The sequence below is a fragment of the uncultured Parasphingorhabdus sp. genome (genome assembly GCF_963677535.2).
Classification (GTDB): Bacteria; Pseudomonadota; Alphaproteobacteria; order Sphingomonadales; family Sphingomonadaceae; genus Parasphingorhabdus.
The window spans coordinates 443,712-470,681 of the sequence record NZ_CAXXUT010000003.1 but is presented as its reverse complement, the minus strand read 5'-3'; the positions used below and the strand labels follow the sequence as shown (position 1 = coordinate 470,681).

General features: G+C 56.6%; 27 protein-coding genes. 15 read left to right on the top strand and 12 right to left on the bottom strand.

Annotated features, from left to right (window positions below):
* Positions 1-134 precede the first annotated feature (134 nt).
* Entirely contained in the window at positions 135-923 is a 789-nt protein-coding gene (locus ACHZCJ_RS09165) for a M14 family metallocarboxypeptidase (protein WP_321325814.1), read from the top strand.
* A gap of 39 nt (positions 924-962) precedes the next feature.
* Here ACHZCJ_RS09165 and ACHZCJ_RS09160 read toward each other — a convergent pair whose 3' ends face one another.
* The 5 genes from ACHZCJ_RS09160 to ACHZCJ_RS09140 all read right to left on the bottom strand — a co-directional run bounded on the left by ACHZCJ_RS09160 (position 963) and on the right by ACHZCJ_RS09140 (position 4,808).
* The gene (locus ACHZCJ_RS09160; protein ID WP_321325812.1) at positions 963-1,820 is read right to left on the bottom strand and encodes a DMT family transporter; all 858 of its coding nucleotides are present in this window, start codon (positions 1,818-1,820) and stop codon (positions 963-965) included.
* Between the two features lie 236 nt (positions 1,821-2,056).
* Positions 2,057-2,815: an SDR family NAD(P)-dependent oxidoreductase gene (locus ACHZCJ_RS09155; RefSeq protein ID WP_159647609.1), complete on the bottom strand. Its 759-nt coding sequence runs from the start codon at positions 2,813-2,815 to the stop codon at positions 2,057-2,059.
* Between the two features lie 32 nt (positions 2,816-2,847).
* Positions 2,848-3,633 (bottom strand): ThuA domain-containing protein, encoded by a 786-nt coding sequence (locus ACHZCJ_RS09150; protein WP_159647610.1) that lies wholly within the window; start codon positions 3,631-3,633, stop codon positions 2,848-2,850.
* The gene (locus tag ACHZCJ_RS09145; RefSeq protein WP_321325810.1) at positions 3,634-4,182 is read right to left on the bottom strand and encodes a VOC family protein; all 549 of its coding nucleotides are present in this window, start codon (positions 4,180-4,182) and stop codon (positions 3,634-3,636) included.
* On the bottom strand, positions 4,179-4,808 hold the full coding sequence (locus ACHZCJ_RS09140) for a glutathione S-transferase family protein (RefSeq protein WP_159647612.1): 630 nt from the start codon (positions 4,806-4,808) through the stop codon (positions 4,179-4,181). The genes ACHZCJ_RS09145 and ACHZCJ_RS09140 overlap by 4 nt, the downstream gene beginning before the upstream one ends.
* Before the next feature lie 182 nt (positions 4,809-4,990).
* On the opposite strand from ACHZCJ_RS09140, the gene ACHZCJ_RS09135 reads away from it, so the two are divergent.
* Positions 4,991-6,568, top strand: coding sequence for an SRPBCC family protein (locus ACHZCJ_RS09135; RefSeq protein WP_159647613.1), 1,578 nt, complete (start codon positions 4,991-4,993; stop codon positions 6,566-6,568).
* Between the two features lie 2 nt (positions 6,569-6,570).
* Positions 6,571-6,981 (top strand): PaaI family thioesterase, encoded by a 411-nt coding sequence (locus tag ACHZCJ_RS09130; RefSeq protein ID WP_321325809.1) that lies wholly within the window; start codon positions 6,571-6,573, stop codon positions 6,979-6,981.
* A 48-nt stretch (positions 6,982-7,029) separates the two neighbouring features.
* Here the strand turns inward: ACHZCJ_RS09130 and ACHZCJ_RS09125 are convergent, their stop codons facing one another.
* The 4 genes from ACHZCJ_RS09125 to ACHZCJ_RS09110 form a co-directional block, all read right to left on the bottom strand.
* Positions 7,030-7,845, bottom strand: a complete 816-nt coding sequence (locus ACHZCJ_RS09125; protein WP_321325807.1) for a helix-turn-helix transcriptional regulator — start codon at positions 7,843-7,845, stop codon at positions 7,030-7,032.
* A gap of 119 nt (positions 7,846-7,964) precedes the next feature.
* Positions 7,965-8,198, bottom strand: a complete 234-nt coding sequence (locus ACHZCJ_RS09120) for a biotin/lipoyl-containing protein (RefSeq protein ID WP_159647616.1) — start codon at positions 8,196-8,198, stop codon at positions 7,965-7,967.
* 6 nt (positions 8,199-8,204) lie between these two features.
* Complete coding sequence (locus ACHZCJ_RS09115) at positions 8,205-9,197, bottom strand: alpha-ketoacid dehydrogenase subunit beta (RefSeq protein WP_159647617.1); 993 nt, start codon at positions 9,195-9,197, stop codon at positions 8,205-8,207.
* A complete protein-coding gene (locus ACHZCJ_RS09110) occupies positions 9,194-10,177 on the bottom strand; it encodes a thiamine pyrophosphate-dependent dehydrogenase E1 component subunit alpha (protein WP_321325804.1) in 984 nt (327 codons plus the stop codon). Before ACHZCJ_RS09110 ends, ACHZCJ_RS09115 begins: the two co-directional genes overlap by 4 nt.
* Before the next feature lie 297 nt (positions 10,178-10,474).
* Between ACHZCJ_RS09110 and ACHZCJ_RS09105 the strand changes: the two genes are divergently transcribed.
* The 3 genes from ACHZCJ_RS09105 (at position 10,475) to ACHZCJ_RS09095 (ending at position 13,925) form a co-directional block, all read left to right on the top strand.
* Positions 10,475-11,476: an NADP-dependent oxidoreductase gene (locus ACHZCJ_RS09105; RefSeq protein ID WP_321325802.1), complete on the top strand. Its 1,002-nt coding sequence runs from the start codon at positions 10,475-10,477 to the stop codon at positions 11,474-11,476.
* Positions 11,477-11,562: 86 nt separating this feature from the next.
* Entirely contained in the window at positions 11,563-12,774 is a 1,212-nt protein-coding gene (locus ACHZCJ_RS09100; protein WP_321325800.1) for an acyl-CoA dehydrogenase family protein, read from the top strand.
* 11 nt (positions 12,775-12,785) lie between these two features.
* Positions 12,786-13,925, top strand: a complete 1,140-nt coding sequence (locus ACHZCJ_RS09095) for an acyl-CoA dehydrogenase family protein (protein ID WP_394700085.1) — start codon at positions 12,786-12,788, stop codon at positions 13,923-13,925.
* A gap of 16 nt (positions 13,926-13,941) precedes the next feature.
* On the opposite strand, the gene ACHZCJ_RS09090 is transcribed toward ACHZCJ_RS09095, so the two are convergent.
* Complete coding sequence (locus ACHZCJ_RS09090) at positions 13,942-14,322, bottom strand: nuclear transport factor 2 family protein (protein ID WP_321325798.1); 381 nt, start codon at positions 14,320-14,322, stop codon at positions 13,942-13,944.
* An 84-nt stretch (positions 14,323-14,406) separates the two neighbouring features.
* Between ACHZCJ_RS09090 and ACHZCJ_RS09085 the strand changes: the two genes are divergently transcribed.
* From ACHZCJ_RS09085 to ACHZCJ_RS09060, 6 genes are all read left to right on the top strand, one after another.
* A complete protein-coding gene (locus ACHZCJ_RS09085; protein ID WP_321325796.1) occupies positions 14,407-15,177 on the top strand; it encodes an SDR family oxidoreductase in 771 nt (256 codons plus the stop codon).
* A gap of 82 nt (positions 15,178-15,259) precedes the next feature.
* The gene (locus ACHZCJ_RS09080; protein WP_321325794.1) at positions 15,260-15,673 is read left to right on the top strand and encodes an OB-fold domain-containing protein; all 414 of its coding nucleotides are present in this window, start codon (positions 15,260-15,262) and stop codon (positions 15,671-15,673) included.
* Positions 15,673-16,821: a thiolase family protein gene (locus tag ACHZCJ_RS09075; RefSeq protein WP_321327767.1), complete on the top strand. Its 1,149-nt coding sequence runs from the start codon at positions 15,673-15,675 to the stop codon at positions 16,819-16,821. Before ACHZCJ_RS09080 ends, ACHZCJ_RS09075 begins: the two co-directional genes overlap by 1 nt.
* An 8-nt stretch (positions 16,822-16,829) precedes the next feature.
* Positions 16,830-18,005, top strand: a complete 1,176-nt coding sequence (locus ACHZCJ_RS09070; protein ID WP_159647624.1) for an acyl-CoA dehydrogenase family protein — start codon at positions 16,830-16,832, stop codon at positions 18,003-18,005.
* A 3-nt stretch (positions 18,006-18,008) separates the two neighbouring features.
* Positions 18,009-19,031 (top strand): NADP-dependent oxidoreductase, encoded by a 1,023-nt coding sequence (locus ACHZCJ_RS09065; protein WP_321325791.1) that lies wholly within the window; start codon positions 18,009-18,011, stop codon positions 19,029-19,031.
* A gap of 14 nt (positions 19,032-19,045) precedes the next feature.
* Positions 19,046-19,438, top strand: coding sequence for a limonene-1,2-epoxide hydrolase family protein (locus ACHZCJ_RS09060; RefSeq protein WP_321325789.1), 393 nt, complete (start codon positions 19,046-19,048; stop codon positions 19,436-19,438).
* 2 nt (positions 19,439-19,440) lie between these two features.
* Here ACHZCJ_RS09060 and ACHZCJ_RS09055 read toward each other — a convergent pair whose 3' ends face one another.
* Positions 19,441-20,202: an SDR family oxidoreductase gene (locus ACHZCJ_RS09055; protein WP_321325786.1), complete on the bottom strand. Its 762-nt coding sequence runs from the start codon at positions 20,200-20,202 to the stop codon at positions 19,441-19,443.
* 282 nt (positions 20,203-20,484) lie between these two features.
* Here ACHZCJ_RS09055 and ACHZCJ_RS09050 point away from each other — a divergent pair, with 282 nt between their 5' ends.
* From ACHZCJ_RS09050 to ACHZCJ_RS09040, 3 genes are all read left to right on the top strand, one after another.
* Positions 20,485-22,947, top strand: a complete 2,463-nt coding sequence (locus tag ACHZCJ_RS09050) for a TonB-dependent receptor domain-containing protein (RefSeq protein WP_321325785.1) — start codon at positions 20,485-20,487, stop codon at positions 22,945-22,947.
* A 215-nt stretch (positions 22,948-23,162) separates the two neighbouring features.
* The gene (locus tag ACHZCJ_RS09045) at positions 23,163-25,622 is read left to right on the top strand and encodes a TonB-dependent receptor domain-containing protein (RefSeq protein WP_321325784.1); all 2,460 of its coding nucleotides are present in this window, start codon (positions 23,163-23,165) and stop codon (positions 25,620-25,622) included.
* 146 nt (positions 25,623-25,768) lie between these two features.
* Positions 25,769-26,560 carry an SDR family oxidoreductase gene (locus ACHZCJ_RS09040; RefSeq protein WP_321325782.1) on the top strand — a complete coding sequence of 264 codons (792 nt, stop codon included), beginning with the start codon at positions 25,769-25,771 and terminating at the stop codon, positions 26,558-26,560.
* Positions 26,561-26,562: 2 nt separating this feature from the next.
* Here the strand turns inward: ACHZCJ_RS09040 and ACHZCJ_RS09035 are convergent, their stop codons facing one another.
* The gene (locus ACHZCJ_RS09035; RefSeq protein WP_321325780.1) at positions 26,563-26,916 is read right to left on the bottom strand and encodes a DUF393 domain-containing protein; all 354 of its coding nucleotides are present in this window, start codon (positions 26,914-26,916) and stop codon (positions 26,563-26,565) included.
* Positions 26,917-26,970 lie beyond the last annotated feature (54 nt).

Below are 26,970 nucleotides of genomic sequence, written 5' to 3'. Positions count from 1 at the left end.
CAATGAATAGTAATCCCTTTTATCCGATCGGAATTCCGGGCCAGGCTTGGGGCGAATATGAACGGAAACAATGGCGGGCACGTCAATCCGTCCGGCGCCGATATGCTCAGGACGTTGTGCCGCGGATCGAGGCAATGACTGACCAATTTGATATCATCACATATGGCCAACTCGATTACGCTGAGAAAATCTATTCACTCTTCGCTCTGCGGAACGGTCCTCATGACCCGGCTCTGCCCACGGCGTTCGTAACCGGCGGCGTCCATGGCTATGAGACGAGTGGCATAATGGGTGCCCTTGAATTTCTGGAAACGCGCGCAGCCGACTATGTCGGAAAGATCAATCTTCTTGTCGCACCGTGCGTGAGCCCTTGGGCCTACGAGCGCGTCAATCGTTGGAATTACAACGCGCTGGATCCCAATCGCAACTTCAAGACAGGCAGCGAAGCGGCTGAGTGTGCCGCGCTGATGGCATTGGTGGCTGCGCAGCCCGGGCCGTTCCTTCTGCATATCGACCTGCATGAAACAACCGATAGCGACGAGACCGAGTTTCGTCCCGCGCTGGCGGCACGAGACGGGAAAAAATATGTGCCGGATATCGTGCCGGACGGTTTCTATCTCGTCGATGACAGCGCGAACCCGCAACCCGCCTTCCAACAGGCGATCATCGCGGCGGTCGAACGGGTAACCCATATCGCTCCGCCGGATGAGAATGACATGATTATTGGTTCGCCAGTCGTCGCTGACGGCGTGATCGAATATCCGCAAGCCCAATATGCCATGTGTGGCGCCATGACCGATGCCCGGTTCAGGACAACCACCGAAGTCTATCCCGACAGCCCGCGAGCAACCCCGCAGATATGCAACGAGGCGCAGGTCACGGCTGTTTGCGCGGCGCTCGATTATGCGCTCGCGCACGCTTGAGGCGGCTGGAATATCTGTCTTGGCAGACGGGACAGCCGTCTATGCCGGGGCACCGGGCGTAATGATCGCATTGTCCGATTCGGTGGTCAGAAGCGCGCCGATCGAGGCGATGACGATGCAGCCGATGGCCAGCCATTGAAAGCCGCTGAGTTGTTCATGAAGAAGAAACATGCCTGCAATCGCGCCCAGGGCCGGTTCGGCAGATAGCATCACGCCAAAGGTCCGCTCCGGGATGTGGCGCAGGGCAATCATTTCCAGTGAGTAAGGCAGAGCGCTGGAGAGCAGGGCGACACCCAGGCCGACAAACAGAACCGACGGCAACAGCAAGGCTGTACCCGCGCTCATGACGCCGAAGGGTAAAATGACCAGAGCGGCGGTGCTCATGCCAAGGGCCACGGACTGTCCTGCGTGCATGTGCGACAGGCTCTTGCCGAAAACAATATACAGGGCCCAGAACAGGCCTGCTGCTGCGGCGAAAGCCACTCCGACGGGATCCAGCGCATGGACGCCGCCGCGGAGGGGCAGCAGAAGACCCAGTCCGACAACTGCGCAGCCAACCCAGACAAAGTGAATCCAGCGACGGGCGTGTATTAACGCCAGAGCCAATGGCCCGATAAATTCGATCGCGATAGCCGGTCCAAGCGGTATTGTGCGCAGTGACAGATAGAAGGCAAGATTCATCAGCCCCAGCACGAGCCCGTATAATAATATTCGGCCAGCATCAGCCTTGCTCAGCTTGAAACGCCAAGGGCGCCAAACGGCTATCAATATAAGCGCCGACAGGCTGACCCGCAGGGCGGATGTGCCCTCCGCACCGATCAGTGGAAACAGCTGTTTTGCGAAGGAAGTGCCTATCGCCAGGGAAGCCATCCCCCCGAACAGGGCAAGATAGGGCATGGCAGTCCAAAGGGACCGGGGCAGAGTGAAGTTTTGCGCAGATGTCGACATGATGCGCGCTATAATGCGCTTTGCATCGCTTGCCTCATAAAATCATCGGGGGATTGCGAGAGCATCCATTTTGACTATGGCGGCCGGCTGGAAAATCACTCAGCGCTGATGAGCACAACCCGGAACACGGCGCCCGAAAGGCAGATCAAGCCTCCCCCTCGATCGGGAGGGGGAGGCTTGTGGTTTTAGAACTGGACGCGCTTGGTGAAGCCGCCGTCGATGACCAGATGCGCGCCAGTGGTGTAGCTGGACGCGGGGCTGGCGAGGAAGACGACGCTGCGGGCTACGTCATCGGCGGTGCCGAAATCACCCAGGGCGAAGCCGGCCTTCGTGCCTTCATAAAATTCCGGCATGCCTTTCTCGATCTGCGACCAGTTGCCACCCGGGAATTTGATCGGGCCCGGGGATACCATGTTGACGCGGATGCCCTTGGGACCCAGCGCCTGGCCGAGCTGGCTGCCATAGGTGATCAGCGCGGCTTTCATCGCGTTGAAAGCCTGTGGCGCAACAAAGGTTTCGAAGGCTGCGGTGGAGGACATGAAAATCACGCTGCCATCGTCGGATTTTTCGAGATGGGGTTCCAGCACTTCCATCGCCTTGACCGCACCGAGAATGTCGGTGTTGAACGTAACTTCCCAGTCACCGGTTGCGCCGGCACCCGACGAGCTGACATTGTGGATGAAAATATCGCAGCCGCCGAGATCGCCCGCCGCTTTCTCAAGCCATTTGGCATAGCCGTCGAGATCGCTCATATCGAGCGCATCGGCGAAGACCTTGCCGCCGTGGGCTTCGAGCTCCTTTTTCGCCGTGGCAACCTGTTCGGCGTTGCGCGAGAAGAAGGCGACATCGGCGCCTTCTGCGGCAAAATGTTCCAGCGCTGCACGCCCGAGGCCACGGCTACCGCCGGTGAGAATGACTTTCTTGCCCTTGAGTCCTAAATCCATTGTCGTCTCCTTTATGTTTCGTGAAATCGGGGTTAGAATTTTGCTATGGCCGGTTCGCAGCTCCAGCCGATACCGCGCCGCAGCAGGTCATAGATGATCGGCTGCTGCCAGCCGGAACGGTCGACCTCCGGCCACCAGTCGAGCACCGGCTCCATGTCATAATGGCCACGGCAGTGTCCCATGGTCAGATAGAGCACGGCGCCTTCGCCCATCCGGCGGATATAGAAGACCGGATGGCGGCTCTTCTCGATATCGCTATGGACGAAGCCGCTGATATCGTCGGTACCATTATATTCGGTGTCGAGCAGAACATCGAGTTCGGCGCGGGTCTCGACGAGATATTGTTCGTCGACGGTTTCAAAACTGGGGATGCCCTTGACCAGCGGATGATCCGGCTGGGCGTTGTCGACGGTGAACGGGATGATCGGCGGGTGGCTCAAAAAGCGCGTGCCGAGCGTGTCGGCGAAGACCGGCATTTCATCCGGTGCATCGACCCGGCCATCTTCCAGAAAGCGCAATACAGAATTGGTGCCATGCAGCGCGAAATAGCGGCCACCGTTGTTGACGAACTCCTGAATAGTCTTCTGCGCCGCCTCGCTGGGTTGCAGGTCGCAGGTATAGCTGACGAGGAAATCGGCATTTCTGATCGCTTCGAGATTTTCATAATCCTCGAATACGCGAACCCGGATCCGATCATCCTCGGCGAGCAGCTTCATCACTTCCAGCCGGGCATAATCGATATCATGATATTTGCCTGCGGCGACCAGCACGCAGCGGATCGGTTTCTGGTCGGGGCGGCGTTCTGGCGCTTCGCTCATCTATGCTTTTCCTATTACGGGGTTTGTTTTGCCATCCCAGTCGAGATGCATCTGGCGCATCGCGGCAAAGCCGTCGAGGCCGGCCTGCGGGATCTGCAGATATTCGATAATCGTACCGGGGCCGCCGCCATAATCGGCGTAGAAAGCACCTCCGACGCCACCGGGGAGGCTGACTTCCTGGATCACCTCGCCCCCCGCTTCTTCGGTCAGCGCGCGGGCGTGCGCCAGATCGTCGACCACCAGACAGAGATGCTGAACACCTTGCAGACCTTTTTCCCGCCAGTCCTTAAACATCGACGGGGCCTCATTGTTCGGGCGGATCAGTTCGACCTGGATATCGCCCCAGTAGCCGATCGCCATGGAAAACTGGATATCGGAAGGCTCGCCGCGATATTTGACATTTTCCACTTCGACCTTTTCGGTGTGGAAAAACGGGCCGGCGCCCATTTTCCGGGTCCAGTAATCGAGCGCGGCGTCATAATCCTCCGGCACATAGCTGATCTGCATGATCGTACCGAGTTTGGCGAGAGAGGCTGGCTTGTTGGTCATTCGCTGTCCTGCCAGACTTTCGAGGATGGCCGCTCGCCGATACGATCGACAAATTTTGCCAGATTATTCGTGCCTTCAGGCAGCGACCAGCCGACGGTGTAGCCGAACTGGATGAAGCAATAGGCGATAAGGTCCGCCATGGTGAACTTGTCCTGGCAGATATAGTCTTTGCCTTCGAGCTGGCTGTCGAGCCACTTCCACTTGTTGTCCGCCATGCGCGACAGGTCGGCCGCGCCTTCAGCGCCGACGACTTCCATTCGCGGTTCGAACATCGGCCGTCCGGCACCGCCACGAAATCCGAGGGTCATCGGAACGGCGATTTCAAGATCGATACGCCGCGTCCACATCCGCACTTCTGCGCGCTCCTGGGCAGTGGATCCGATCAGCACGGGATCGGGATGGGTTTCCTCGAGATATTCGGCAATAGCCATGATCTCGCTGAGCATGAAACCATTGTCCAGTTCGAGCACCGGCGTGGTACCGAGAATATTCTTGTCGGCAAAATCCGGCTGCCGATTTTCCGCGGTGAGAATGTCGATATGGACCCGTTCGATATCGAGCCCCTTTTCGAGGATGAACATGCGGATGAATCGGGGATTGGGACCAAGGCTTGAATAAAGCTTCACGTGAGATTTCTCCTTCGGGGCGGATTCGCTTCCGTCTCTATATGATGTAAAGATACACAGGTAACCACCGGGGACTAACCTCTCAAAAACAACAGGCGATGCTGCCAGATTCACTAGTGGCCGAAGGGCCTGTTTAGGCTATTTTGATCGAAACAAAGACGTTCAGTTTTCAGGAGAAGATGATGGTTGAGACTTTAACCGGACATAATCGGTCTAACGGTATTTCCTACACGGAACTGCTGGAGGGTGACAAAGTCGCTCCCCCCGCCGTGTATCTCGAGGAATCTCCGATGGAGCCGGGCGTTACCACCGTCGAGGTCAGCCGCTACTGGTCCAAGGAAGAGCATGACCGCGAAGTCGAGAAGCTCTGGAAACGCGTCTGGCAGATGGCTTGTCACAAGGATGAGATCAAGAATGTCGGCGACACGTTCGTCTATGATATCGCCGAGCTGTCCTTTCTGGTGGTCCGCGTTTCGGAAGACGAGATCAAGGCCTTCCCAAACAGCTGTATGCACCGCGGCCGGGCTATTTGCGACAATCACAAAAAAGGCCAGAAGGCGCTGCGCTGCCCGTTCCATGGCTGGTCCTGGGAGCTCAACGGCAAGCTGAAAGAAGTGCCCTGCCAGTGGGATTTTCCCTCGGTCAGCGAAGAGACCCACAGCTTGCAGGAAGTCAGTGTCGGCGAGTGGGGCGGGTTCGTCTTCATCAATCCCGATCCGAATTGCGAGCCGCTGGAGGATTTCCTCGGCGATATCGATCGCCATTTCCAGATTCCCTTCGAGCGGCGCTACAAGGCTGCGCATATGATCAAGCGTCTGCCCTGCAACTGGAAGATTGCGCAGGAAGCCTTCATGGAATCCTATCATGTGGTCGGCACCCATCCCGAGCTGATGCCCGCATTTGCCGATGCGAACAGCAAATATGATGTCTGGCACAATATTTCCCGTGCAATGTCTGCCCATGGTCAGCCCAGTCCGCATACCGGACTGGTCAATCCCGACCCGACAGCTTTCCCGGACCAGAAGGCGTTCCAGAGTTTCATCCACCCGATCAGCAAGCACAAGTTCGAACGGCTCGAGGAAAATCGCGTCAAAGTATCGCTGCCGAACGGCAAAAGCGGCATTTTCGATATGGAAGCCAATTATATCGAGGGCGATGTGACATCGGCCGATCCGCACATGTGTAACTGGATCGGCGGAAAGATCGCGCCGGCGGATGAAGATATGCCGATGGTTTATACCGATGAATCCGCACATGCATTGCGCGATGAGGCCGCACAGGCGCGCCGCGAGGAAATGCGGCCCATGTGGGGCGATATGGTCGACGAGATCAGCGACGCCGATCTGATGGACGCTATTTTCTACAGCGTGTTCCCGAACATCAGTCCATGGGCCGACTTCAACCCGATTTTCTACCGGTTCCGGCCGGATGGTGACAATCCGGAACAATCGCTGCATGAAGTCATGTTCATGGTTGCGCTGCCCGAGGGCGCGGAGCGGCCCGAACCGGCAAAATGCACGTTCCTCGACCTGGATGACGACTATACTCAGGCGGCTGAATTCGGCAGCTATCTGAACAAGATTTTCAATCAGGATTATCTCAACCACAAGGCGATGCAGAAAGGGGTCAAGAGTCAGCCGGATGGCGTCTCCCTGTTCGCGCAATATCAGGAATCGAAGCTACGCCATTTCCACGAGACGCTGAATCTGTGGCTGAATTCTGACGAACCGCCCAAGAGCCCGAAGCGGGCGGCTGCCTGACCTTGGTTGAGTCTGTCCCGGCCGGCTTTGAACGGGCGAAATTTTCGAATCCGTTTCTGGACATGGCCGGGCCCTATTATGTGCGGCCTGGTGACGATGGCATCATCGTCGGTACGCGCATCCACGAGGGCCAGATCAATCATATCAATGTCGCGCACGGCGGCGTCCTCGGGACGCTCGCCGACGTGGCGCTGAGCCTGCAGGTTCATGAGGCCGAAAGGCCCCGTCTGCCGGTTGCTACGATGAGTCTGAATACCAACTATCTGGCTGCCGCAAAGCTGGATGACTGGGTCGAGGCCAATTGCCGGATCGATCGCATGAGCAAGCGTACCGCTTATTGCAGCGGCCGGATTGTCTGCGGCGACACGGTTCTTATGACGATGACCGCGGTGTTCGCGATTTTGCGGAAATAGCGATAGTGCGCCGCGCTTGACGCGGCAGATAATCTCTGGATCACGCGATCAGTCGGTCGCGCCGAGATACCCAAGCTGTCCGGCCTTGAAAATCGTCTGTCCGCGGTTGACGCTGTTCAGTTTCTGTCCGGCACGGTTAACATGATAGCGTATCGTCGCATGGCTGAGTGACAGGATCATGCTGATTTCCTTGTCGGTCTTGCCGATCGCCGCCCAGTGCAGACACTCGGCTTCCCGTTTGGACAGGATACAATTGGCCGGCATCCGGTGCTTTTCGCGCATGGCCAGTACATAGCCGGTGACGAAACGGCGGGTGATGATGCCGAAAAAATCGGAATAGAGCCGATAGGGTTCGGTAAGATCGGAGATATCGTGCTCCAGCGGGGTGAAGCTGACCGCAGCTATCTGGCCAAACGGCAGGTGCACCGGGATGAGAATGGCAGATTTTGCCGAGGTGCCGCCCTGCGCGTAGAAATCCTTCAGGTCGATCTTGTCGAGATATTCATTCGGCCAATGACCGTGGAAGCCGTCACCATTGCACCAGATCGGCTCGCTTTCGTAGCGGCAGGCCCTGGGCAGGGGGGAGCTGAGCGCGAGACGGGTATCTTCCCACCAGCGTTCGCCTTCAGCAACCCAGCCGAAGACGTCCTTGTTGATCAGATTGCCGTCGGCATCGACCAGATGCGCCTTGGATGAGATATCGGCGGAAACCGCTATTCTGAAGCCGTAGGACTGGGCAATCTTGTGCACGGCCTCGGCAGCAGGACGAATCTCCGCCGGATTGGTGATGGTGACACTGTCTACATTCTCCCGAAACCGTTTCCGTCCAATCTCGGGAATTTCTGCGATAAAATTGTCAGCCATCTGGCACTACTCCTTGCGACGCTTATTTTATGATCGCCGTGTGTCGCGTTGTTTGGTTTTCTAGTCAACCAAACATTCCTAACCATAATGATAGGAGCTGTAGTGCCTTCCGGCTTTTGCTATTCAATCGTTCCGATCAGTTCGCCGACCGGATATTCTTCGCCATCGGCCTGGATAAGAATTTTCAGTTTTCCGCTTGCTGGCGATTCGACTTCCTGTGTCGATTTCTCATTTTCCAGCGCGTAAATTTCCTGTCCGGCGGTGACATCTGCGCCGTCCTCGACCAGCCATTCTGCAAGGATACCCGATTCCATGCTGAAGCCCAGTTTCGGTATTCTGATTTCTGTAGCCATTGTAATTTATCCTAAGATTTTGTGCACTTCGCGTTCGATGTCGTCCTGGCTGAACATCCAGGCCTTTTCGATCGCTGGGGAAAAGGGAACGGGCGCATAGCCGGAGCCGACGCGGCCGACGGGTGCTTTCAGTTCGGAAAAGAGCTCTTCGTGGATGCGCGAAGATATTTCCGCGCCCACACCGAAGTTCCTGACCGCTTCATGGACAACGACCGCAGCCTTTGTCTTGGCAACGCTTTTCAACACCGTTTCTTCATCGAATGGCGCAATGGTGCGAAGATCGACGATTTCACAGGAGATGCCGTCTTCGGCCAGCTTGTCTGCGGCAGCATGGCACCGGCTGATGCTGCTGCCATAGCCGATCAGGGTGACATCCGTGCCTTCGCGCGGGACAGACGCCTTGCCGAGCGGCACAGTGTGATCGGCTGCCGGAGCGGGGCCTTTGACAAAATAGCCTGGCGTATTCTCGATGAAGATCACCGGATTGGGATCCATGATCGAGGAATAGAGCAGGCCATAGGCATCCGCCGGATTGGATGCGGCAACAACCTTCAGGCCGGGAACATGGGCCAGCCATGCCTCGAGCATGTCGCTATGCTGACCACCAAGACCGGTGCCGGCACCGGTGGTGGTGCGGATGGTCAGCGGAACCGTGGTCTGTCCGCCAGACATGAAGCGAAGCTTGGCGGCATGGTTGACGATCTGGTCCATCGCCACGGTGATGAAGTTCATCAGCATGATCTCGGCGACCGGCTTGTAGCCGACCATCGCGGAGCCAACCGCGGCGCCGACAATTGCCTGTTCGGAAATCGGGGTCGAACGGACGCGGTCCGTGCCGAATTTCTCGGACAGGCCGAGCGTCACCTTGAACACGCCACCGCCCTGTTCGTCGGCGATATCTTCACCCATCAAAATGACTTTGGGATCGTCTTCCATCGCCTTGGCCATCGCCATGTTGCAGGCCTGGGCGAACATGATTTCTTTTGGTTTCTCGCTCATGCTGCAATCTCCACGTCGAGTACATCGATGCGATATTCCTCGCCCGGAGGATAGGGGGTGTCGAGCGCAAATTGTGACGCTTCCTCGATAATCGCGGCGTTTTTCGCTTCGATCGCGGCAATATCCGCTTCGCTGATCTGCAGATCGAGCAACTGCTGGCGCAGGATCGGCATCGGATCGTCTTTCTTTGCCTGCTCCATTTCCTCTTTCGGGATATAATGGCTGGTATCGCCAAGCAGATGGCCGTGGAACCGGAAGGTCATCGCCTCGATCAGCGTCGGTCCGTGGCCGGCACGCGCATATTCGACCGCTTCTTTCGCGGCTGCATACATCGCGCTGGCATCATTGCCGTTCACTTGCACTGATCGCATGCCAAGGCCTTCGCCGCGCTGCTTGATCGAATCAGAGCTGGTGGCAAAAGCCATCGGGGTATGTTCGGAATAAAGGTTGTTCTGGCACAGGAAGATCACCGGAAGCTTCCAGATCTGGGCCATGTTGAGGCCCTCGTGGAAAGCACCGATATTGGTAGCGCCATCGCCGAAGCAGCAGACGGTGACCTTGCCATCCTTGTCGAGCTGGCTGGCGAGACCGAGGCCGTTAGCAATAGGAATGCCCGAGCCAACGATACCGGTGGTCACCATCACTCCGGTTTCGGGATGGGTGATATGCATCGGCCCGCCCTTGCCCTTGCAAGTGCCCGCCATCTTGCCGGCAAATTCGGCCCAGAGATCCTTGGAAGGAATGCCCTTGGCGAGCTGGTCATGCAGGCCGCGATAAATCGTGACCAGATAATCTTCCTTGTTCACCGCTGCCATCATTGCCGAGGAGACAACTTCCTGTCCGCGCACCGGATAATAGACGATTTGCAACTGGCCCGCTCCGATCATCTGCCGGAATTTGATATCCGACTGCATGATCAGGTCGGCGCGGGTAAAAATATCGATGAGGACGTCTTTGTCCGCCATGTCACTATTTGCCAAGGCTTTGCTCCTTTGTAATGCGGCCCTCTGAAGGGGACGCTATCCTTAAAAAACGTCATAGCGCGAGCGGCCCGACCCGCCACTATTGTTATAGGGAGTAAGCCGCCAGCGGGCCACTCGATAGTCAGGCTTTGTTACGCCCTTCACTATGGCTGAAAAGTAGCAATCACAGGTGCTAAATCTTCCCGCCCACTGCGGCCGATAGCGGTTTTAACCGGTCAGCTATCAAAGCTGGCAGTTCGGTTGGTCAAGAGAATCCGTCTAACAGGTTTCTAAATCTTCCAACGGAGAGAATATATGACCGACAACAGGCAATGGCTGATCAATGGGCGTCCCAAAGGGCGCGGACTAGTGGATGATGATTTCAAGAAGGTCGTCACCGAAGTTCCGCAATGTGCCGAAGGCCATGTGCTGGTGAAGACGGAAATTCTCGGCTTCGACCCTGCGCAGAAGGGGTGGATGGAAAATATCGGCGGCTATGTCGCGCCCACCGAAATTGGTGAAGTGATGCGCGGTTCCGGAATTGGCACCGTGGTCGAGTCTCGTCATCCCGGATTTGCCGAGGGCGACAAGGTCATGGGGATGCTGCGCTGGCAGGATTATGCCCATGTTCCCGGCGGCGAGCTGAACAAGGTTCCGGACGATGATTTGCTCGCTGCCAATCTGGGCGCTTTGGGTACGACCGGAATGACCGCCTATTTTGGCCTGCTGAAACATGGCCGGCCCCAGCCGGGCGATACGGTCGTCGTTTCCGGTGCGGCCGGCGCAACCGGTTCGATGGTCGGGCAGATTGCCAAAATCGCCGGCTGCCGCACCATTGGCATTGCCGGGGGTGAAGAAAAATGCAACTGGCTGACCGAAGATGTTGGCTATGATGTGGCGATCGACTACAAGAATGACGATGTCCGTGCGCAGTTGAAGGAACATTGTGCGCAGTCAATCAACGTCTTTTACGACAATGTTGGCGGCAAGATCCTGAACGATGCGCTGGCACATATCGCGATGCATGCCCGGGTCGCGATCTGCGGCGGTATTTCCCGCTACGAGCAGGGCGACATGCCGGCCGGTCCTGAGAATTATTTCAACCTGATCTTCAAGCGCGCCAGCATGTCGGGCTTTATCGTCTCGGATTATGCAAGTGAATTTCCCGAAGCGCGCAAACGTATGCGGGAGTGGATCAAGGAAGGCAGAATAACCTTCAAAGAAGATATCCAGAACGGCTTTGACAATATTCCCGCGACATTGAAGCGGTTATTCGCTGGCCAGAATTTCGGCAAGCAAATGCTTCGTCTGGACTGATGGTGCGGATGACATCGCTAACTAAATGCGCAGTGCCAGCATCGCGTCGGCTGACATATGACATGGTTGTCACGAGAGGTTAAGTCATGAGCGATCTTGAAAATTTCCGCATCGAAGTGCGGGCATGGCTGCAAGAAAACTGTCCCGAGGAAATGCGCGACGGGGATATTACCGCCGAAAATCAATGCTGGGGTGGACGCCAATGGGAGTTCCAGTCCGAGGCGCAGAAATTATGGTTCGAGCGGGCGCTGGCCAAGGGCTATACGGTGCCGACCTGGCCCAAGGAATATGGCGGAGCCGGGCTTTCTGCCGACCAAGCCAAGATTCTCGATGAAGAACGCCAGACGATCAATGCCCGCAAGCCGCTGAGCAATTTTGGCATATCGATGCTTGGCCCCGCCTTGCTGGCCTTTGGTACGCACGAACAGAAGGCGCAGCATCTGACTGCAATTGCGCGGGGCGAAATTCGCTGGTGTCAGGGCTATTCCGAGCCGGGAGCCGGTTCGGATCTGGCCTCGCTCAAGACGAAATGCGAGGACAAGGGCGATCATTGGCTGATCAACGGCCAGAAGGTCTGGACGTCCAATGCCGACATTTCGGACTGGATATTCTGTCTGGTGCGGACCGATTTCGACGCCCCGAAGCACAAGGGTATCACGTTCATCCTGATCGACATGGCCAGCGAGGGCATTAGCGTGAAGCCGATCGTCCTGATTTCCGGCCACTCGCCCTTTTGTGAAACATTTTTCGACAATGTCAAAGTTCCCAAAAGCTATGGCGAGAATAATGCGTCGGTTGTCGGCGAGGTCAATCGTGGCTGGGACGTGGCAAAAAATCTGCTGGTGCACGAGCGCGGGATGCTCGGAACCATGTCACCGTTGCGCGGTACGAGCGGGCCAGAGAATCTTGGAAAGCATGCAGCCGAGAAAATCGGTCTGGATGCCACCGGGCGTCTGGATGATCCCGCCTTGCGGCAGAGCATAGCGCAGGCTGAGCTGGACGACTGGGCCTATAATTTGACGGTGGAGCGGCTGACCGACGAAGCCAATGCAGGTAGCGGTCTGGGGGCGAAATCCTCGATGCTCAAATATGCCGCATCGGAACTCACCAAGCGCGGCACCGAGTTGCTCATGGAGATCGAGGGCACGACCGGAGCAACCATCGGTGAAGATGGTATCGAATATGGCAGCCTGGCCAACAACTGGCTCTATCACCGGGCCTATTCGATCCTTGGCGGTACCACGGAAGTTCAATTTAACATCATTTCCAAGCGCGTCTTGGGATTGCCGAGCGAATAGAGCGAATTGTCATGCCTTTGATATTGAACGAAGAACAAGAAATGCTGCAGGATGCAGCGAACGGTTTTCTGGCTGAAAAAGCGCCGGTGGCCGCTTTTCGCAAGGTGCGCGACAACAAGCCGGCAGACGGTTTCTGCCGTGAGCTTTGGTCCGAGATGGCCGAAATGGGCTGGGCCGGTATCATCGTCGGGGAAGAGCATGGTGGCAGTGGTTTCGGCTATGTCGGTGCCGGTGTTCTGGCCGAACAGATGGGCCGCAATCTGACCGCCTCGCCCTTCTTTTCGACGTCTGTTCTGGGTGCAACAGCCATCCAGCAATATGGGACCGAGAAGCAAAAAGCGGAAAATCTGGCGGCAATCAGCAGCGGCGAGACGCTCTATGCGCTGGCCGTCGACGAAGGCCCGCGGCATAACCCCGGCCGGATTGCGTTCTCCGCCACACCATCGGGCAACGGCTTTACGCTTTTCGGAACAAAGACTTTCGTCGCGGACGGCCATGTCGCAGACAAGCTGATCATTGCAGCCCGAACTTCGGGTGAACAGGATGATCCGCATGGTATCACCCTGTTCCTGGTGGATGCCGACGCGCCGGAAATTACGCGCGAGCATACGCCCATGGTCGACAGCCGCAACGCAGCCAATCTGTCGGTTGATGGCCTGGAAGTCACCGGAGATGATATATTGGGTGAACTGGACGGCGGCTTCGGGGCGCTGGAAGGCATATTGTCTGCTGGCCGGGCCGTGCTGAGCGCGGAAATGTCCGGATCTGCGCAACAGGTGTTCGATGTTACCACCGACTATCTCAAGGAACGCGAGCAATTTGGCCAGAAGATCGGCGCATTTCAGGGATTGCAGCATCGCGCTGCCCATTTGGCGACCGAGATCGAAATGATGAAATCGGCGGTGCTGAAATCGCTGAAAGACCTCGATCAGGATTTTGCCAATGCCGGCATGACCTGCTCGCTGGCGAAGGCCAAGACCGGCCAGGTCGCGCAGCTTGCAACCAAGGAAGCGATCCAGATGCACGGCGGAATCGGCGTAACCGACGAATATGATGTCGGACTTTATTTCAAGCGGGTCCATGTCGCGCAGCAAATGTTCGGCGATGCCGGTTTTCACAGTGATCGCTGGGCAAAAAAGTCCGGCTATTGATCGGGTGTGGAAAGGGCTAGGCGCCCTTTACCGTCACGTTGGCTGGTCCGAAATGCGCCGTCATCTTGCCCACCTTGCCGTCGGCATCAAACTCGAAAATGTCGATCACGTCCACAACCAGAACCTGACCGCCTTGCTGGTTGATTTCGGCGCGGAACGGAAAGGCAGCCGCTTTTGCCGAGATACGAACCGGGCCGGTCAGTTCGACATTGGCGCCACCGGAGAAGGCCTTGGTGTAAAATTCCAGAATATCATTGCCGGATTTGGGCTCTGTGCCAACCGGGTCCTCGACGGCAGCATTGTCGGCATAGAGGTCCATCACCGCCTGCATGTCGCCATCGTTGATTGCGGCCAGATATTGGTCGACAATTTGTTTCATATATTCCGGTGTGAGCATCAGGCTTCCTTTCGCTGTATATGGGGCCGGAACTAGAGTGCCGAGGCGTGATAGGCCTCTGCTGAATTTGATAGGGAGAAGAAAATGTCGGGTCAATTGGAAGGCAAGGTGGCGATCGTCACCGGCGGCGCTTCGGGTATCGGGGCTGCGACCGTCGAACGTTTTGTCGAAGAAGGTGCCAGGGTTCTCTCTACCGACGTGCAGGACGCTCTGGGACAGGAGGTTGCGGATGACGCAGGCGCGCTGTTCATGGCGCAGGACGTGAGCGACGCCCGCGCCTGGGACGGGGTAATGGCCAAGGCGCTCGGCGAATTCGGAAGGCTGGACATCCTGGTCAACAACGCCGGCATCGTGATTGGCAAGAATATCGAGGAAATGGATCTCGACAGCTGGCATCATCTGCTCGGCATCAACCTGACCGGCGTGATGCTGGGGTGCCAAAAGGCAATTGCCGCAATGAAGGAAAATCCGGGCGGTTCCAGCGGTTCGATCATCAATATCGCATCGACCAGCGCTTTTGCCGCGCTGCCCGGTGATGTTGCCTATACCGCCTCGAAAAGCGCAGTACGCATGCTGTCCAGGTCGGTGGCGGTGCACTGCGCGCAAAGCGGCTTGAATATCCGCTGCAACAATCTGGTGCCCGGCGCGACTCATACCGGCATTATCGACACCGCAGCAAAGAGCGTTCCCGGGATGGTCGAAATGGCGGCCGCCATGTCGCCCTTGAACCGGATCGGGCAGGGCAGCGATCTGGCCGCGGCCGCTGTATATCTCGCGAGTGACAACAGCAGTTTCGCGACCGGCAGCGATCTGCTGGTCGATGGTGGCATGCTGGCGGTGCATCCAGGCTATTGAGGCGCATCCTCCCTAGCCGTTTTGGCAGTTATTTGCCGCCCGCTTTCCCCCTTATAGGATTCGCATAAAAGGAGAGACCTTCGTGAGTGCACAACCGATTGCTGATAATCTGTTTACCGATGACATGGGCGCCCTGTTGGGCGCGCGCAACAGGCAAACAGGCCAGATATTCTTTCCGCTGCCACTAACTCCCGATGACAATATCGAGCCCGTTGTGCTCGGTACGCGCGGCACCGTCTGGACCTATACCGTCCAGCGCTTTCCGCCGAAGCCCCCCTATATCGGACCGACCGATCCGGAGAAGTTCAAGCCCTATGTGGTCGCCTATGTCAGCCTGCCTGACCAGACGATGGTGGAATCTCGTCTGACTGGCATTGATCCGGACGATGTCAAAATCGGCATGGAGGTCGAATTTACGGTGATTCCGCTCGATCCCGATGCGCCGGTGGAAGAGCAGAAGTTCATCCATGCCTTCAAACCTGTTCAGGGAGAATAATCATGTCAGACGTTTGTATCGTAGGAGCCGGCATTCATCCGTTCGGCCGCACCGAAGGGCGCGATGGCATGGACCAGGGCATTTTCGCGGTCCGGCAGGCGCTCGCCGACAGCGGTATCGAATGGAAAGATGTCCAGTTCGCCTTCGGCGGCTCGGCGGCATCGGGCAGCGCCGACAATATGGTGTCGCAGCTGGGCCTGACCGGCATCCAGTTCATCAATGTTTCGAACGGCTGTGCTACCGGCGGCTCTGCGCTCAACGCCGCTGTCAGCGCGATCAAGTCGGGTGAATATGAAATGGGCATGGCGGTCGGTTTCGACAAGCATCCGCGCGGAGCCTTCAATGCCGATCCGTCGGCCTACGGTTTGCCCAACTGGTATGGTGAGGCCGGCTATATGCTGACCGTGCAGTTTTTTGGCGCGAAGATCATGCGCTATTTACACGAACATAATATCAGCCGCGAAACATTGGGCCGGGTTGCCGAAAAGGCATTTCGCAACGGGGTGAAAACCGATCATGCCTGGCGGCGGAGCGAGGTGGACCTGGAAACGATCATGAACGCACCGATGATCTGCGATCCGCTCACCAAATATATGTTCTGTTCGCCCGCCGAAGGGGCCGTCGCGCTCATTCTGGCCAGCGAGAAAAAGGCAAGGGAGCTGGGCGTGCCCATCATTCGCCTGAAAAGCTCGGTGATGCGCACCCGGCCGCCGGGCTCCTTCGAGGTCTTTGCCGCGTCGATCGATAATGAACGCGGTGGCACGGCAACCGAAATCGCGTCCAAGGCTGCCTTTGAGCAGGCTGGCATGGGCCCCGAAGATATCGATATTGCGCAATTGCAGGATACGGAATCCGGTGCGGAAATCATGCATATGGCGGAAAACGGTTTCTGCAAGCCCGGCGAGCAGGAGCAATGGCTGCTGGAAGGGCGCAGCGATATCACCGGTTCACTGCCGATCAACACGGATGGCGGATGCCTTGCCTGTGGCGAACCTATCGGTGCGTCGGGTCTGCGGCAGGTCTACGAAAATGTCGTGCAGCTGCGCGGCACCGCGGGCGCTCGGCAGGTGCAGGGCGATCCGAAGACTGCTTATACACAAGTCTATGGCGCCCCGGGCGTATCTGCCGTAACGATTCTCCAAAGATAGGAGATTCAATGACGAAGAAGATCAGCGCCGAAGCGCATGACATGGCTGAACGGGTGGAGACATTCGTTCGCGACAAGATTTTTGCTTATGAAAAGGACGAACGGTGCGAAGACCATGGCCCGACCGACGGTCTGGTTCAGGAAATGCGTGCATTGGCCCGAGAAGCCGGTGTCCTGACGCCGCATATCCGTGAGGATGGCAGCCACCTGACCCATCTGGAAACGGCGCTGGTTTTGCGCAAGTCCGGGTTGTCGCCGTTGGGGCCTCTGGCGGTGAACACTTTCGCGCCCGATGAAGGCAATATGTACCTGCTTGGCAAATGCGCGTCGCCTGAGCAGAAGGAGCGGTTTCTTGAGCCGCTCGTATCCGGGCGGGAACGATCAGCCTTTTTCATGACCGAGCCAGCGAGTGAAAATGGTGCTGGTTCCGATCCGATGATGATGCAGACGACGGCCAAGCCCGACGGGAACCACTGGGTAATCAATGGTCGCAAGACGTTCATCACCGGTGCAAAAGGCGCGAAGGTTGGGATCATCATGGCGAAATCCGATGAGGGTGCGACGATGTTCCTCGTCGACCTTCCGGACCCCGCAATCAAGATCGAGCGCGTACTCGACACAATTGACAGCTCGATGCCGGGCAGTCACTCGGTTGTCCAGATTGACAATCTTCGTGTGCCAGCGGACCAAATGCTCGGTGAAAGCGGCGAAGGTTTCAAATATGCCCAGGTGCGTCTGGCGCCAGCGCGTCTAACCCATTGCATGCGTTGGCTTGGCAGTTGTGACCGGGCTCAGGAAATCGCCATCGACTACGCCTGCAAGCGGCAGGCCTTTGGCAAGCCGCTGATCGATCATGAAGGGGTCGGTTTCATGCTGGCGCAGAACCAAATCGATTTGAAGCAGGCCGAACTGATGATCGACTGGTGCGCTTCTATACTCGATACCGGTGCGCTGGGGACAACCGAAAGCTCGATGGCCAAGGTTGCTGTTTCCGAAGCTTTGTTCCGGATTGCCGACAATTGCGTGCAAGTCATGGGCGGTACTGGCCTCAGCAAGGATACAGTGGTCGAACAGGTGTTCCGCGAAGTGCGCGCTTTCCGCGTTTATGATGGGCCGACCGAGGTGCACAAATGGTCGCTCGCCAAGAAAATCAAGAAATCCCACAAAATTGCCAATGAAGGATAATTCATGACCAAAAACCGCAAATTTACGCTTGTCAGTCGCCCGGTGGGCGAGCCCAAGGAGAGCGATTTTGCGCTGGTCGAGGAAGATCTGCCGGAACTCGCCGACGGCTCGTTTCTGGTGCGCAATCATTATATCTCGCTCGACCCGGCCCAGCGCGGCTGGATGAGTGATGCCGAAAGCTATATGCCGCCGATCGCTCTCGGCGCGGCGGTTACGGCCAGCACGGTCGGCCGGGTTGTCGAGTCCAGGAATCCCGATTTTCCGGTTGGTCAGTGGGTTGTCGGCCTCAGTGCGATGGAAGAATATTCCGTCGTCGAAGCCGGTGGTTTTACCTCGCCGGTCGATGCTTCGCTGGTTCCTTCGCCAACCAATTTCCTGTCGGTGCTCGGCGCAGTCGGGATGACCGCCTATTTCGGCATGATCGACGATGGCAAGCCCAAGGAAGGTGACACATTGCTGGTCACCGGCGCGGCTGGTGCGGTCGGTTCGCTGGTCGGGCAGATTGGCAAGATCAAGGGCTGCCGGGTTGTCGGCATCGCTGGTGGTGCCGAAAAATGCGCGCGGCTGACCGATCATTATGGCTTTGATGCGGCGATCGACTATCGCGGCAAGAGTCAGGCCGATCTGGAAAAGGAAATTGCAGCGGCAGCCCCTGATGGTGTCGACATCATCTGGGAAAATGTCGGCGGCGAGATTCTCGATGCCGGAATTACCGCGATCAACGAATATGGCCGCGTCGTTCTTTGCGGCCTGATCAGCGAATATAATAGCCCCGAGCCGGTCGGCATTCGCAACCTCTGGTATCTGATCTCCCGTCAGGCGACGATCAAGGGCTTTCTGGTTCGCGATTACCCGCCGCGTTTTGCCGAAGGCATCGCCGATATGGGCAAATGGCTGGCCGAGGGCAAGATCAAGCATGACGAGGATATCGATAAGGGAATCGAGAACAGCTATGCTGCGTTCATGAAGCTGTTCTCCGGTGCCAACCAGGGCAAGATGATCCTCGACGTTTCACCGGAAGAATAGAAGGAATTTTCGCCATGTCCGACAGCAAGCGACAGGTGCTCGACTTCATCGACGCCTGGAACCGGCTCGATTATGACGCGATCTACGCGGCGATGGCGAACGATATTTTCTATCATAATATCCCGATGGAGCCGTGCGTCGGGATTGATGCTGTCCGGGCCTTTTTCGACGGATCGGGGATGGGTTCCGATGGTGCGGAATGGATCGTTCACCATATAGCCGCCGACGGCGACACGGTGCTGACCGAGCGCACCGACAAGTTCCGGATCAACGGACAGTGGATCGCCATCCGCGTGATGGGCACCTTCGAAATGCGTGATGGCAAGATCGCCAAGTGGCGGGATTATTTCGACCTTGCCGAATTCCAGAACCAGATGGCGGCAGCCGTGGGTGCTGCCGCCTCCTGATATCAGGCGGGCTTGTAGAGCACCCCGTTGTCGACCGGATATTCGCCAGCGGTCATGAAGCGGGATTCATCGCTCGCCAGATAGACGCATAGAGCCGCAACATCATTGGGGTGGCCCAGTTCACCAATCTTTATCATTCCGGTTGCCGGCGTTTCTCCGCCGCCAGCGCCAACGGATTCCTGACGCACCATCGGCGTGTCGATCCCGGCGGGATGCAGGCTGTTGCAGCGGATCGGGTAATCCTGCTCCTTGCAATGCAGGGCCACCGATTTGGTCATCGACCGCACGCCACCTTTGGCGGCGCTATAGGCGACAAATGGCGAATAGCCCTGCAAGGCCGCCATCGAACTGAGATTGATGATCGAGCTCGGCTGGTCATTGGACTTCATCGCTCGCACGGCGCTGCGACATCCCAGAAATACACCGTCGAGCATGATAGAGGTCTGTTTGCGGAACAGTTCGAACGAGCAATCCTCGATTGTTCCGGGGAGGACCAGCCCTGCATTGTTCACCAGAATATGCGGCGTACCGAAAGCGCCTGCCGTCTCCGCGAATATTTCATCCCAGCGCGCCTCGTCGACAACATCCTGCTCCAGGGCGATGGCATTGGCGCCGATCCTCTCGGCGACCTGTTTTGCGGCGTCAATCTCAATGTCGGTTAGCACGACCCGGGCGCCTTCTGCGGCAAATGTTTCGCTGATCGCTTTTCCGAGGCCGGATCCGGCGCCGGTTACGATGGCAATTTTTCCCTTGAGGCGGCCCATTGATCAATCTCCCGTTCTGAATCGTTGCGATGCTTTAGGCGTCGTGCAGCCCGCCGTTGCAATCCCTATTATCGTTAGCATTATCGATAGTGGGTATACGGATTGGCGGCGCAAACGTACTTTTGTTGCGCAGACACCACAGTTTTCATTAGTTGCTATCAAATTGGCTAGCAGAGCGATCCGGAACGCATGCTTAAGATAAACCCCACACCAAGGCTGTAAAACCGCCAAAAACTGGAAAAGGATTCCGGTCGACCCGACCGGGCCATTTGGGAGAGAGCTATGACCAGAAATTCGCCGCGCCACAAAACCAACCTGAAAAGCACAGCAGTCAGATCGCTTCTGCTGAGCTCGGCCGCCGCCACCGCTTGCGCGGCGTTGGCGTCGCCAGCCTTGGCACAAGATTCCGAAGGCATGGATGAGCCAGCCATAATTACCGTTATTGCCCGCAAGCAGACCGAAACTTTGCAGGAAGTTCCTGTCACGGTCACCGCGATTGGCGGCGATACGCTGGAAAAATTCCAGGTCAATGAAATCGCCGATGTGGTCAGTCGTGTGCCTGCACTGAACGTGCAGGTTGGTGGCTCCGGTTCGGGTGGCCAGATCAGCTTGCGTGGTGTCGGTTCTTCCAACATTTCCGCATCATTTGACTCCGCTGTGGCATTTGATTTTGACGGTGTTCAAGTCAGCACCATGCGGATGGTACAAGCCGGATTTTTCGATGTTCAGCAGATCGATGTTCTGAAGGGGCCGCAATCTCTGTTCTTTGGCAAAAGTGCTTCCGCTGGTGTTTTCGCCATTCGTTCCGCCAATCCAACCCAAGACTGGGAAGTGGCAGGCAAGGCATCCTACGAGTTTGAGGAAAAAGGTTATACGCTCGGGGGGCATATCTCCGGTCCGATCACCGATACGCTTGGTATTCGCGTAGCTGCGCAATATCAGGATATTGAAGATTATGTGAAGCTGGCACCGGGAACGCCGGCCTTCAATCCGGACGGCAGTGTCCGGGATTCCAGGGGTATCAGCAATTTCATCAGCCGTGTGACCCTGCAATGGGATCCGGTTGACAATTTCAATGCCAATTTGAAATTGAATTATATCAAGAACAAGAGCGACGGCGCGATTGGGCATACTGATGTAAGTTGCGGCGCAAATGGTGTTGCGGATCCCATTTATCTGTTGTCAGGCGCACTTGTGATCCCGTCGAATGCGGACTGTAACTCCCATGATGGCCTTTACCATACTTCCGATGGTGCGGCCGCCCTGGTATCCAACATTCCGACCGGCTCAGGCGGTGACAATACACAATTCGAAAACGGCACGCCTTTTGGTGAAACCGAGATTTTCTTCGGCCGTCTGAAATGGGACCTGGGTCTTTCTGATTATCTGACCCTGTCGTCGGTTTCCGGTTATCTGAGCCTCGATGCTGTCGACACCGACTGCTATTCCTATGTCGGGGAATTGGCTCCCGGTGTTCCGGGTGGCGCAGGGTGTAGTGACCCAGTCAACCAGACCGAGCAGTTCACCCAAGAGCTTCGCATCACCAGTGACTTTGACGGTATGTTCAATTTCATGATCGGTGCATTTTATGAAAGCCGCGATATCGACTTCAACACTTCGCAGCAGGGCGTGAATATTTCTTTCCTCGGCGCAGATCCCATTACAGGCTTCACCTATGACTGGTATAAGAAGCAGAACACGAAAACCGAAGCGCTATCGTTTTTCGCTAGCGCCACGCTGGATTTGACAGACCAGCTGGAACTGTCGGGCGGTGTGCGTTGGACTGACGAAAGCAAGGTATCGAGAATTACCGTTCCCTATGTTCATTCATTCCTTTCTGCTGGCCCTGCCTTTATCCCGAGCGGCTTTTTCTCGGGGCCCATCAATTTCTCGGACTCCAATTTTTCACCGGAAGCCTCGATCAAATATCAGGCGACGCCCGATATCAATATCTACGCTTCTTTTAAAACCGGCTTCAAATCCGGCGGCATAGACAATAGTGCATTGCCATCCTCTAGCCTGCTTGGCTTCAATGATCCTGATCCTGCTGTTCGTCAGGGGGTCGCCGATGCATTGAAGTTCGATTCCGAAACCGGATTGGGTGGCGAGATTGGCGTGAAAACCCAGTTGGCAAATCGCACGATTACCCTGAATACTTCGGTGTTCTACTATGTCTTTGATGATCTTCAGGTTCAGAATTTCGACGCTGCCGCGGTTCAGTATCAGACTTTTAACGCCAGCCAGTTGACCAGCCAGGGTGTCGATGTCGAATGGGCGTGGCGCACGCCGGTTCAGGGCCTGAACTTCTCCGGCTCGCTTGCCTATACTGACGCAGAATTCACCGCTCCCTTCGTGACCACCTCGGGAGAGGACATCAACGGGCGGGCAGCGGCGCGCGCGCCAAAATTTGCGGCCAATGCAGCGTTTGATTGGTCGATCCCGATGGGCGATTCACTGGAACTCGGATTGAATGGCAACCTGCAATATAGCAGCTCCTATTTTACCAACGAAGATTCGCTGAACGATCTGAAGCAGGACAGCTATGTGTCCATCGACGGGTCGGTTTCGGTTGGGGATCCGGACGGCAAATGGAAATTGTCGCTGGTCGGCGTCAACCTGACCGACAAGATCTGGATCAATACCAGTGCCGGCCGTCCGTTCCTTGAACCGGGTGTTGGGGATGATTTGCTGCTGACGCAAAATCGTGGCCGTCAGGTATTTGTGGAAGCCGCCTTCAAGTTCTAACTGTTTTTCACGGTTGATCTAAACGGGCCGGGGCAGCGCAAGCTGTTCCCGGCCTGTCATTTTTGACGATGCGCTCACCAGCCAAATAGCGAAAGTGACAGTAGCAGGCAGCAAGGGACCTGTTACTCGCTGCGAAACAAGGCGGCAGACAAATAGCCGTCAGTTTTTGGATATGCCTCAGGTCATCACTGAGGTATTTTTTTTTGGAGGTTCTTATGAGTACACAATCGACACGTCTTGCTAAAATATCGCCCTGCCATTCCGTTCGGGGGCTGCTGATGGGTTCGGCGGCGAGCCTGGCTTTCGCCGGCATTGCGGCACCAGCATACGCACAGGACGCTGTCGAATATGATGATAGCAACGTCATCACCGTGGTTGCCCGTAAGCAGACCGAAACTTTGCAGGAAGTGCCTGTGACGGTTACCGCTATTGGCGGCGACACGCTGGACAAATATCAGGTCAATGAAATTGCCGATGTGGTCAGCCGTGTGCCTGCGCTCAACGTGCAGGTCGGTGGCTCGGGTTCTGGTGGCCAGATCAGTCTCCGCGGCGTCGGATCGTCTAATCTTTCGGCAGCGTTCGATTCCGCTGTCGCATTTGACTTTGACGGCGTTCAGGTCAGCACCATGCGGATCGTTCAGGCGGGCTTCTTCGATGTTCAACAGATCGATGTTCTCAAGGGACCTCAGTCACTTTTCTTCGGCAAAAGCGCGTCCGGCGGTGTCTTCGCTATCCGCTCCGCCAATCCGACCCGGGACTGGGAAGTCGCTGGTAAAGCTTCCTACGAATTTGAGGAAAACGGTTACACGCTCGGCGGGCATATTTCCGGGCCGCTCACCGATACGCTCGGCATCCGTGTTGCTGCGCAATATCAGGATATCGAGGACTATGTGAAGCTGGCACCGGGAACCCCGGCCTTCAATCCCGATGGCAGCATCCGGGATTCCCGAGGGATCAGCAACTTCATCAGCCGGGTGACCCTGCAATGGGATCCGGTTGACAATTTCAATGCCAATCTGAAGCTGAACTATGTCAAGAACAAGAGCGATGGCGCCATCGGTCATACCGACATCAACTGCGGTGCAAATGGCGTGGCGGATCCTGTCTATCTGCTTTCCGGTGCGGTCGTCATCCCTTCGAACGCCGATTGTAACGATCGTGACGGCCTGTATCACACTTCTGATGGCGCAGCGGTTCTTATGGGCAATGTCCCCGACGGATCCGGCGGCGACACCCGTTTTGAAAATGGCATACCTTATGGCGAAACCGATATTTTCTTCGGGCGGCTGAAATGGGATCTGGGTCTTTCCGATTATCTGACCCTGTCGTCGGTGTCCGGCTATCTCAGCCTCGATTCGATCGACACCGACTGCTATGCCTATCTCGGCGAGATCTCGCCTGGTGTACCCGGTAACGCGGGTTGCAGCGATCCTGTGAACAAGACCGAGCAGTTCACTCAGGAACTTCGGATCACCAGTGATTTTGACGGCATGTTCAATTTCATGGTCGGTGCATTTTATGAATCACGCGATATCGATTTCAACACCTCGCAGCAGGGTGTGAATATTTCTTTCCTCGGCGCTGATCCGGTCACTGGCTATACTTATGACTGGTACAAGAAACAGAATACCAAGACCGAAGCGCTGTCGTTTTTCGCCAGTGCAACGCTGGACCTGACGGAAGAGCTGCAGGTTTCCGGCGGTGTACGCTGGACGGACGAGAACAAGACCAGCCGGATTTCGGTGCCTTATGTCCACACTTTCCTGTCATCGGGCCCGGCATTCATTCCAAGCGGCTTTTTCTCCGGACCGATCGAGTTCAGCGACGACAATTTCTCGCCGGAACTGTCGATCCGTTATCAGGCCACTCCGGACATTAATATTTACGGTGCCTTCAAGACCGGCTTCAAATCTGGCGGTATTGACAACAGCGCTCTGCCATCATCCAGCTTGCTGGGCTTCAATGATCCGGATCCGGCTACCCGTCAGGCGGTTGCCGACGCATTGAAATTCAAATCGGAAACCGGTCTCGGCGGCGAAGTCGGGGTCAAGGCGCAGTTCGCCAATCGCACGCTGACGGTGAACACTTCGGTTTTCTATTATGTATTTGATGATCTTCAGGTGCAGAATTTTGATGCCGCTGCGGTCCAGTTCCAGACGTTCAATGCCAGCCAGCTGACCAGCCAGGGTGTCGATGTCGAATGGGGATGGCGCACGCCGGTCGAGGGTCTGAATCTCTCCGGTTCGATTGCTTATACCGATGCGGAGTTTACCGCTCCGTTCGTGACCACATCGGGAGAAGACATTAACGGCCGGTCCGCCGCACGCGCGCCGAAATTCGCCGCCAATGCTGCTTTCGACTGGACAGTCCCGACGGGCGATGCTCTCGAACTGGGATTGAACGGCAACCTGCAATATAGCGGTTCCTATTTCACCAACGAGGATTCCTTCTCGGATATGAAACAGGACAGCTATATCTCGATCGACGGTTCGGTCTCGGTTGGCGATCCGGACGGCAAATGGAAATTGTCGCTGATCGGTGTCAACCTGACCGACAAAATCTGGACCAACACCAGCAGTGGTCGCCCGTTCCTCGAGCCCGGTGTCGGTGACGATCTCGTGCTTACCCAGAATCGCGGCCGTCAGGTGTTCGTGGAAGCCGCCTTCAAGTTCTGATCAACTCCCGTTGATTGATTTTGGCCGGATTGACTCACGTCAATCCGGCCTTTTTTTGGCGACAATAGCCATTGTGAGAGTAGTCGGCAGTTCGTGAACAACTAATATGGCGAAACGCATAACAACTGGATTGGAGGAGCAAGTCTATGGGACGACTGGAAGGAAAAAGGGCGATAGTTTTAGGGGCTGCCGGCCGCGACAATATGGGGCAGGTAATTGCCAAGCGTTTTCAGGATGAAGGTGCCGATGTGCTGGTTGCAGGACGCCACGAAGAGGAGTTGAAGCGCTTTGCCGAGGAGATTGGCGGCCATTACGCACTGTGCGATCTCACCAACGAAGAGGATATCAAGGCGCTAGCCGATAGCGCGAAAAGCCAAATGGGCGGCGTCGATATTGCGGTCAATGCCACCGGACTGGGGTTTCTCAAGCCATTTCTGGAAAACACCAGGGAAGAGCTGGAAACCATGTCAGCGCTGCAGCTGGTCGGGCCGTTCCAATTCTATCAGGAAATGATCAAGGCAATGGGCGATAGTGGATCACTCATCCAGATCAGCTCGGCAACCGCGACGATCATGCTCAACGATCACGCCGCATATATGGGCACGAAGGCGGCAACCGACCATATCATCCGCTGCGTGGCGCATGAATTTGGCGAGCAGGGCATAAGAGCCAACAGTATTTCTCCGGGTCTGACACGCACGCCCATGACCGCTGGTGTCGACCAGGTGCCGGGACTGGTTGAATCCTTCGAGGCGCGCTACCCGCTCGGGCGGATCGGCACCAGCGAGGATATTGCAGCTGCCGCCGTATTCTTGGCCAGCGACGAATGTTTCATGACCGGCGAGAATTTGCAGGTCAACGGTGGACTGTGCCTGCGTGGCAATCCGACCCGCAAGGACCAGGAGCTGATGATGGGGGCTGTCGCCGCCGCTTCCTGATCCTAGTCTGCGGGTTTGAACCGCTTCCGGATGTGCGGACGGATTTTCAGGAACTGGATATACAGGGCCTCGAGGATCCGTAGCACAGCCGGAATGCGGGCGAGATGGCCGATTGGCCGCAGGACCGGAATAACGCGCCACATGGCGGCGAATGCGGCCGTACCGGTATATATGTCCCCGTTTACCGAAGCGTGAAACCGGCTGAGCATCAATTGCCGGTCGAGCGGGCAGGACGCGGCGGGCACGGATATATCGATGAAGGAGACGGCATCACGGCAGTCGAGCCGACGCATCAGGGCGATTTCCCGGATACACAGCGGACAGGCGCCGTCGTACCAGACAGTCACCCGGCGCATCGCTGTTTCCCATCACTGCTGCCTTGCTTCACAAGCGTCTCACTATCATTGCAA

What these genes read in the sequence shown, in the direction of transcription:
- ACHZCJ_RS09165 (WP_321325814.1), top strand. Translation starts at nt 135, where the DNA reads ATGACTGACCAATTTGATATCATCACATATGGCCAACTCGATTACGCT.
- ACHZCJ_RS09160 (WP_321325812.1), bottom strand. Translation starts at nt 1,820, where the DNA reads ATGCCCTATCTTGCCCTGTTCGGGGGGATGGCTTCCCTGGCGATAGGC.
- ACHZCJ_RS09155 (WP_159647609.1), bottom strand. Translation starts at nt 2,815, where the DNA reads ATGGATTTAGGACTCAAGGGCAAGAAAGTCATTCTCACCGGCGGTAGC.
- ACHZCJ_RS09150 (WP_159647610.1), bottom strand. Translation starts at nt 3,633, where the DNA reads ATGAGCGAAGCGCCAGAACGCCGCCCCGACCAGAAACCGATCCGCTGC.
- ACHZCJ_RS09145 (WP_321325810.1), bottom strand. Translation starts at nt 4,182, where the DNA reads ATGACCAACAAGCCAGCCTCTCTCGCCAAACTCGGTACGATCATGCAG.
- ACHZCJ_RS09135 (WP_159647613.1), top strand. Translation starts at nt 4,991, where the DNA reads ATGGTTGAGACTTTAACCGGACATAATCGGTCTAACGGTATTTCCTAC.
- ACHZCJ_RS09125 (WP_321325807.1), bottom strand. Translation starts at nt 7,845, where the DNA reads ATGGCTGACAATTTTATCGCAGAAATTCCCGAGATTGGACGGAAACGG.
- ACHZCJ_RS09120 (WP_159647616.1), bottom strand. Translation starts at nt 8,198, where the DNA reads ATGGCTACAGAAATCAGAATACCGAAACTGGGCTTCAGCATGGAATCG.
- ACHZCJ_RS09115 (WP_159647617.1), bottom strand. Translation starts at nt 9,197, where the DNA reads ATGAGCGAGAAACCAAAAGAAATCATGTTCGCCCAGGCCTGCAACATG.
- ACHZCJ_RS09105 (WP_321325802.1), top strand. Translation starts at nt 10,475, where the DNA reads ATGACCGACAACAGGCAATGGCTGATCAATGGGCGTCCCAAAGGGCGC.
- ACHZCJ_RS09100 (WP_321325800.1), top strand. Translation starts at nt 11,563, where the DNA reads ATGAGCGATCTTGAAAATTTCCGCATCGAAGTGCGGGCATGGCTGCAA.
- ACHZCJ_RS09095 (WP_394700085.1), top strand. Translation starts at nt 12,786, where the DNA reads ATGCCTTTGATATTGAACGAAGAACAAGAAATGCTGCAGGATGCAGCG.
- ACHZCJ_RS09090 (WP_321325798.1), bottom strand. Translation starts at nt 14,322, where the DNA reads ATGCTCACACCGGAATATATGAAACAAATTGTCGACCAATATCTGGCC.
- ACHZCJ_RS09085 (WP_321325796.1), top strand. Translation starts at nt 14,407, where the DNA reads ATGTCGGGTCAATTGGAAGGCAAGGTGGCGATCGTCACCGGCGGCGCT.
- ACHZCJ_RS09070 (WP_159647624.1), top strand. Translation starts at nt 16,830, where the DNA reads ATGACGAAGAAGATCAGCGCCGAAGCGCATGACATGGCTGAACGGGTG.
- ACHZCJ_RS09065 (WP_321325791.1), top strand. Translation starts at nt 18,009, where the DNA reads ATGACCAAAAACCGCAAATTTACGCTTGTCAGTCGCCCGGTGGGCGAG.
- ACHZCJ_RS09060 (WP_321325789.1), top strand. Translation starts at nt 19,046, where the DNA reads ATGTCCGACAGCAAGCGACAGGTGCTCGACTTCATCGACGCCTGGAAC.
- ACHZCJ_RS09055 (WP_321325786.1), bottom strand. Translation starts at nt 20,202, where the DNA reads ATGGGCCGCCTCAAGGGAAAAATTGCCATCGTAACCGGCGCCGGATCC.
- ACHZCJ_RS09050 (WP_321325785.1), top strand. Translation starts at nt 20,485, where the DNA reads ATGACCAGAAATTCGCCGCGCCACAAAACCAACCTGAAAAGCACAGCA.
- ACHZCJ_RS09045 (WP_321325784.1), top strand. Translation starts at nt 23,163, where the DNA reads ATGAGTACACAATCGACACGTCTTGCTAAAATATCGCCCTGCCATTCC.
- ACHZCJ_RS09040 (WP_321325782.1), top strand. Translation starts at nt 25,769, where the DNA reads ATGGGACGACTGGAAGGAAAAAGGGCGATAGTTTTAGGGGCTGCCGGC.
- ACHZCJ_RS09035 (WP_321325780.1), bottom strand. Translation starts at nt 26,916, where the DNA reads ATGCGCCGGGTGACTGTCTGGTACGACGGCGCCTGTCCGCTGTGTATC.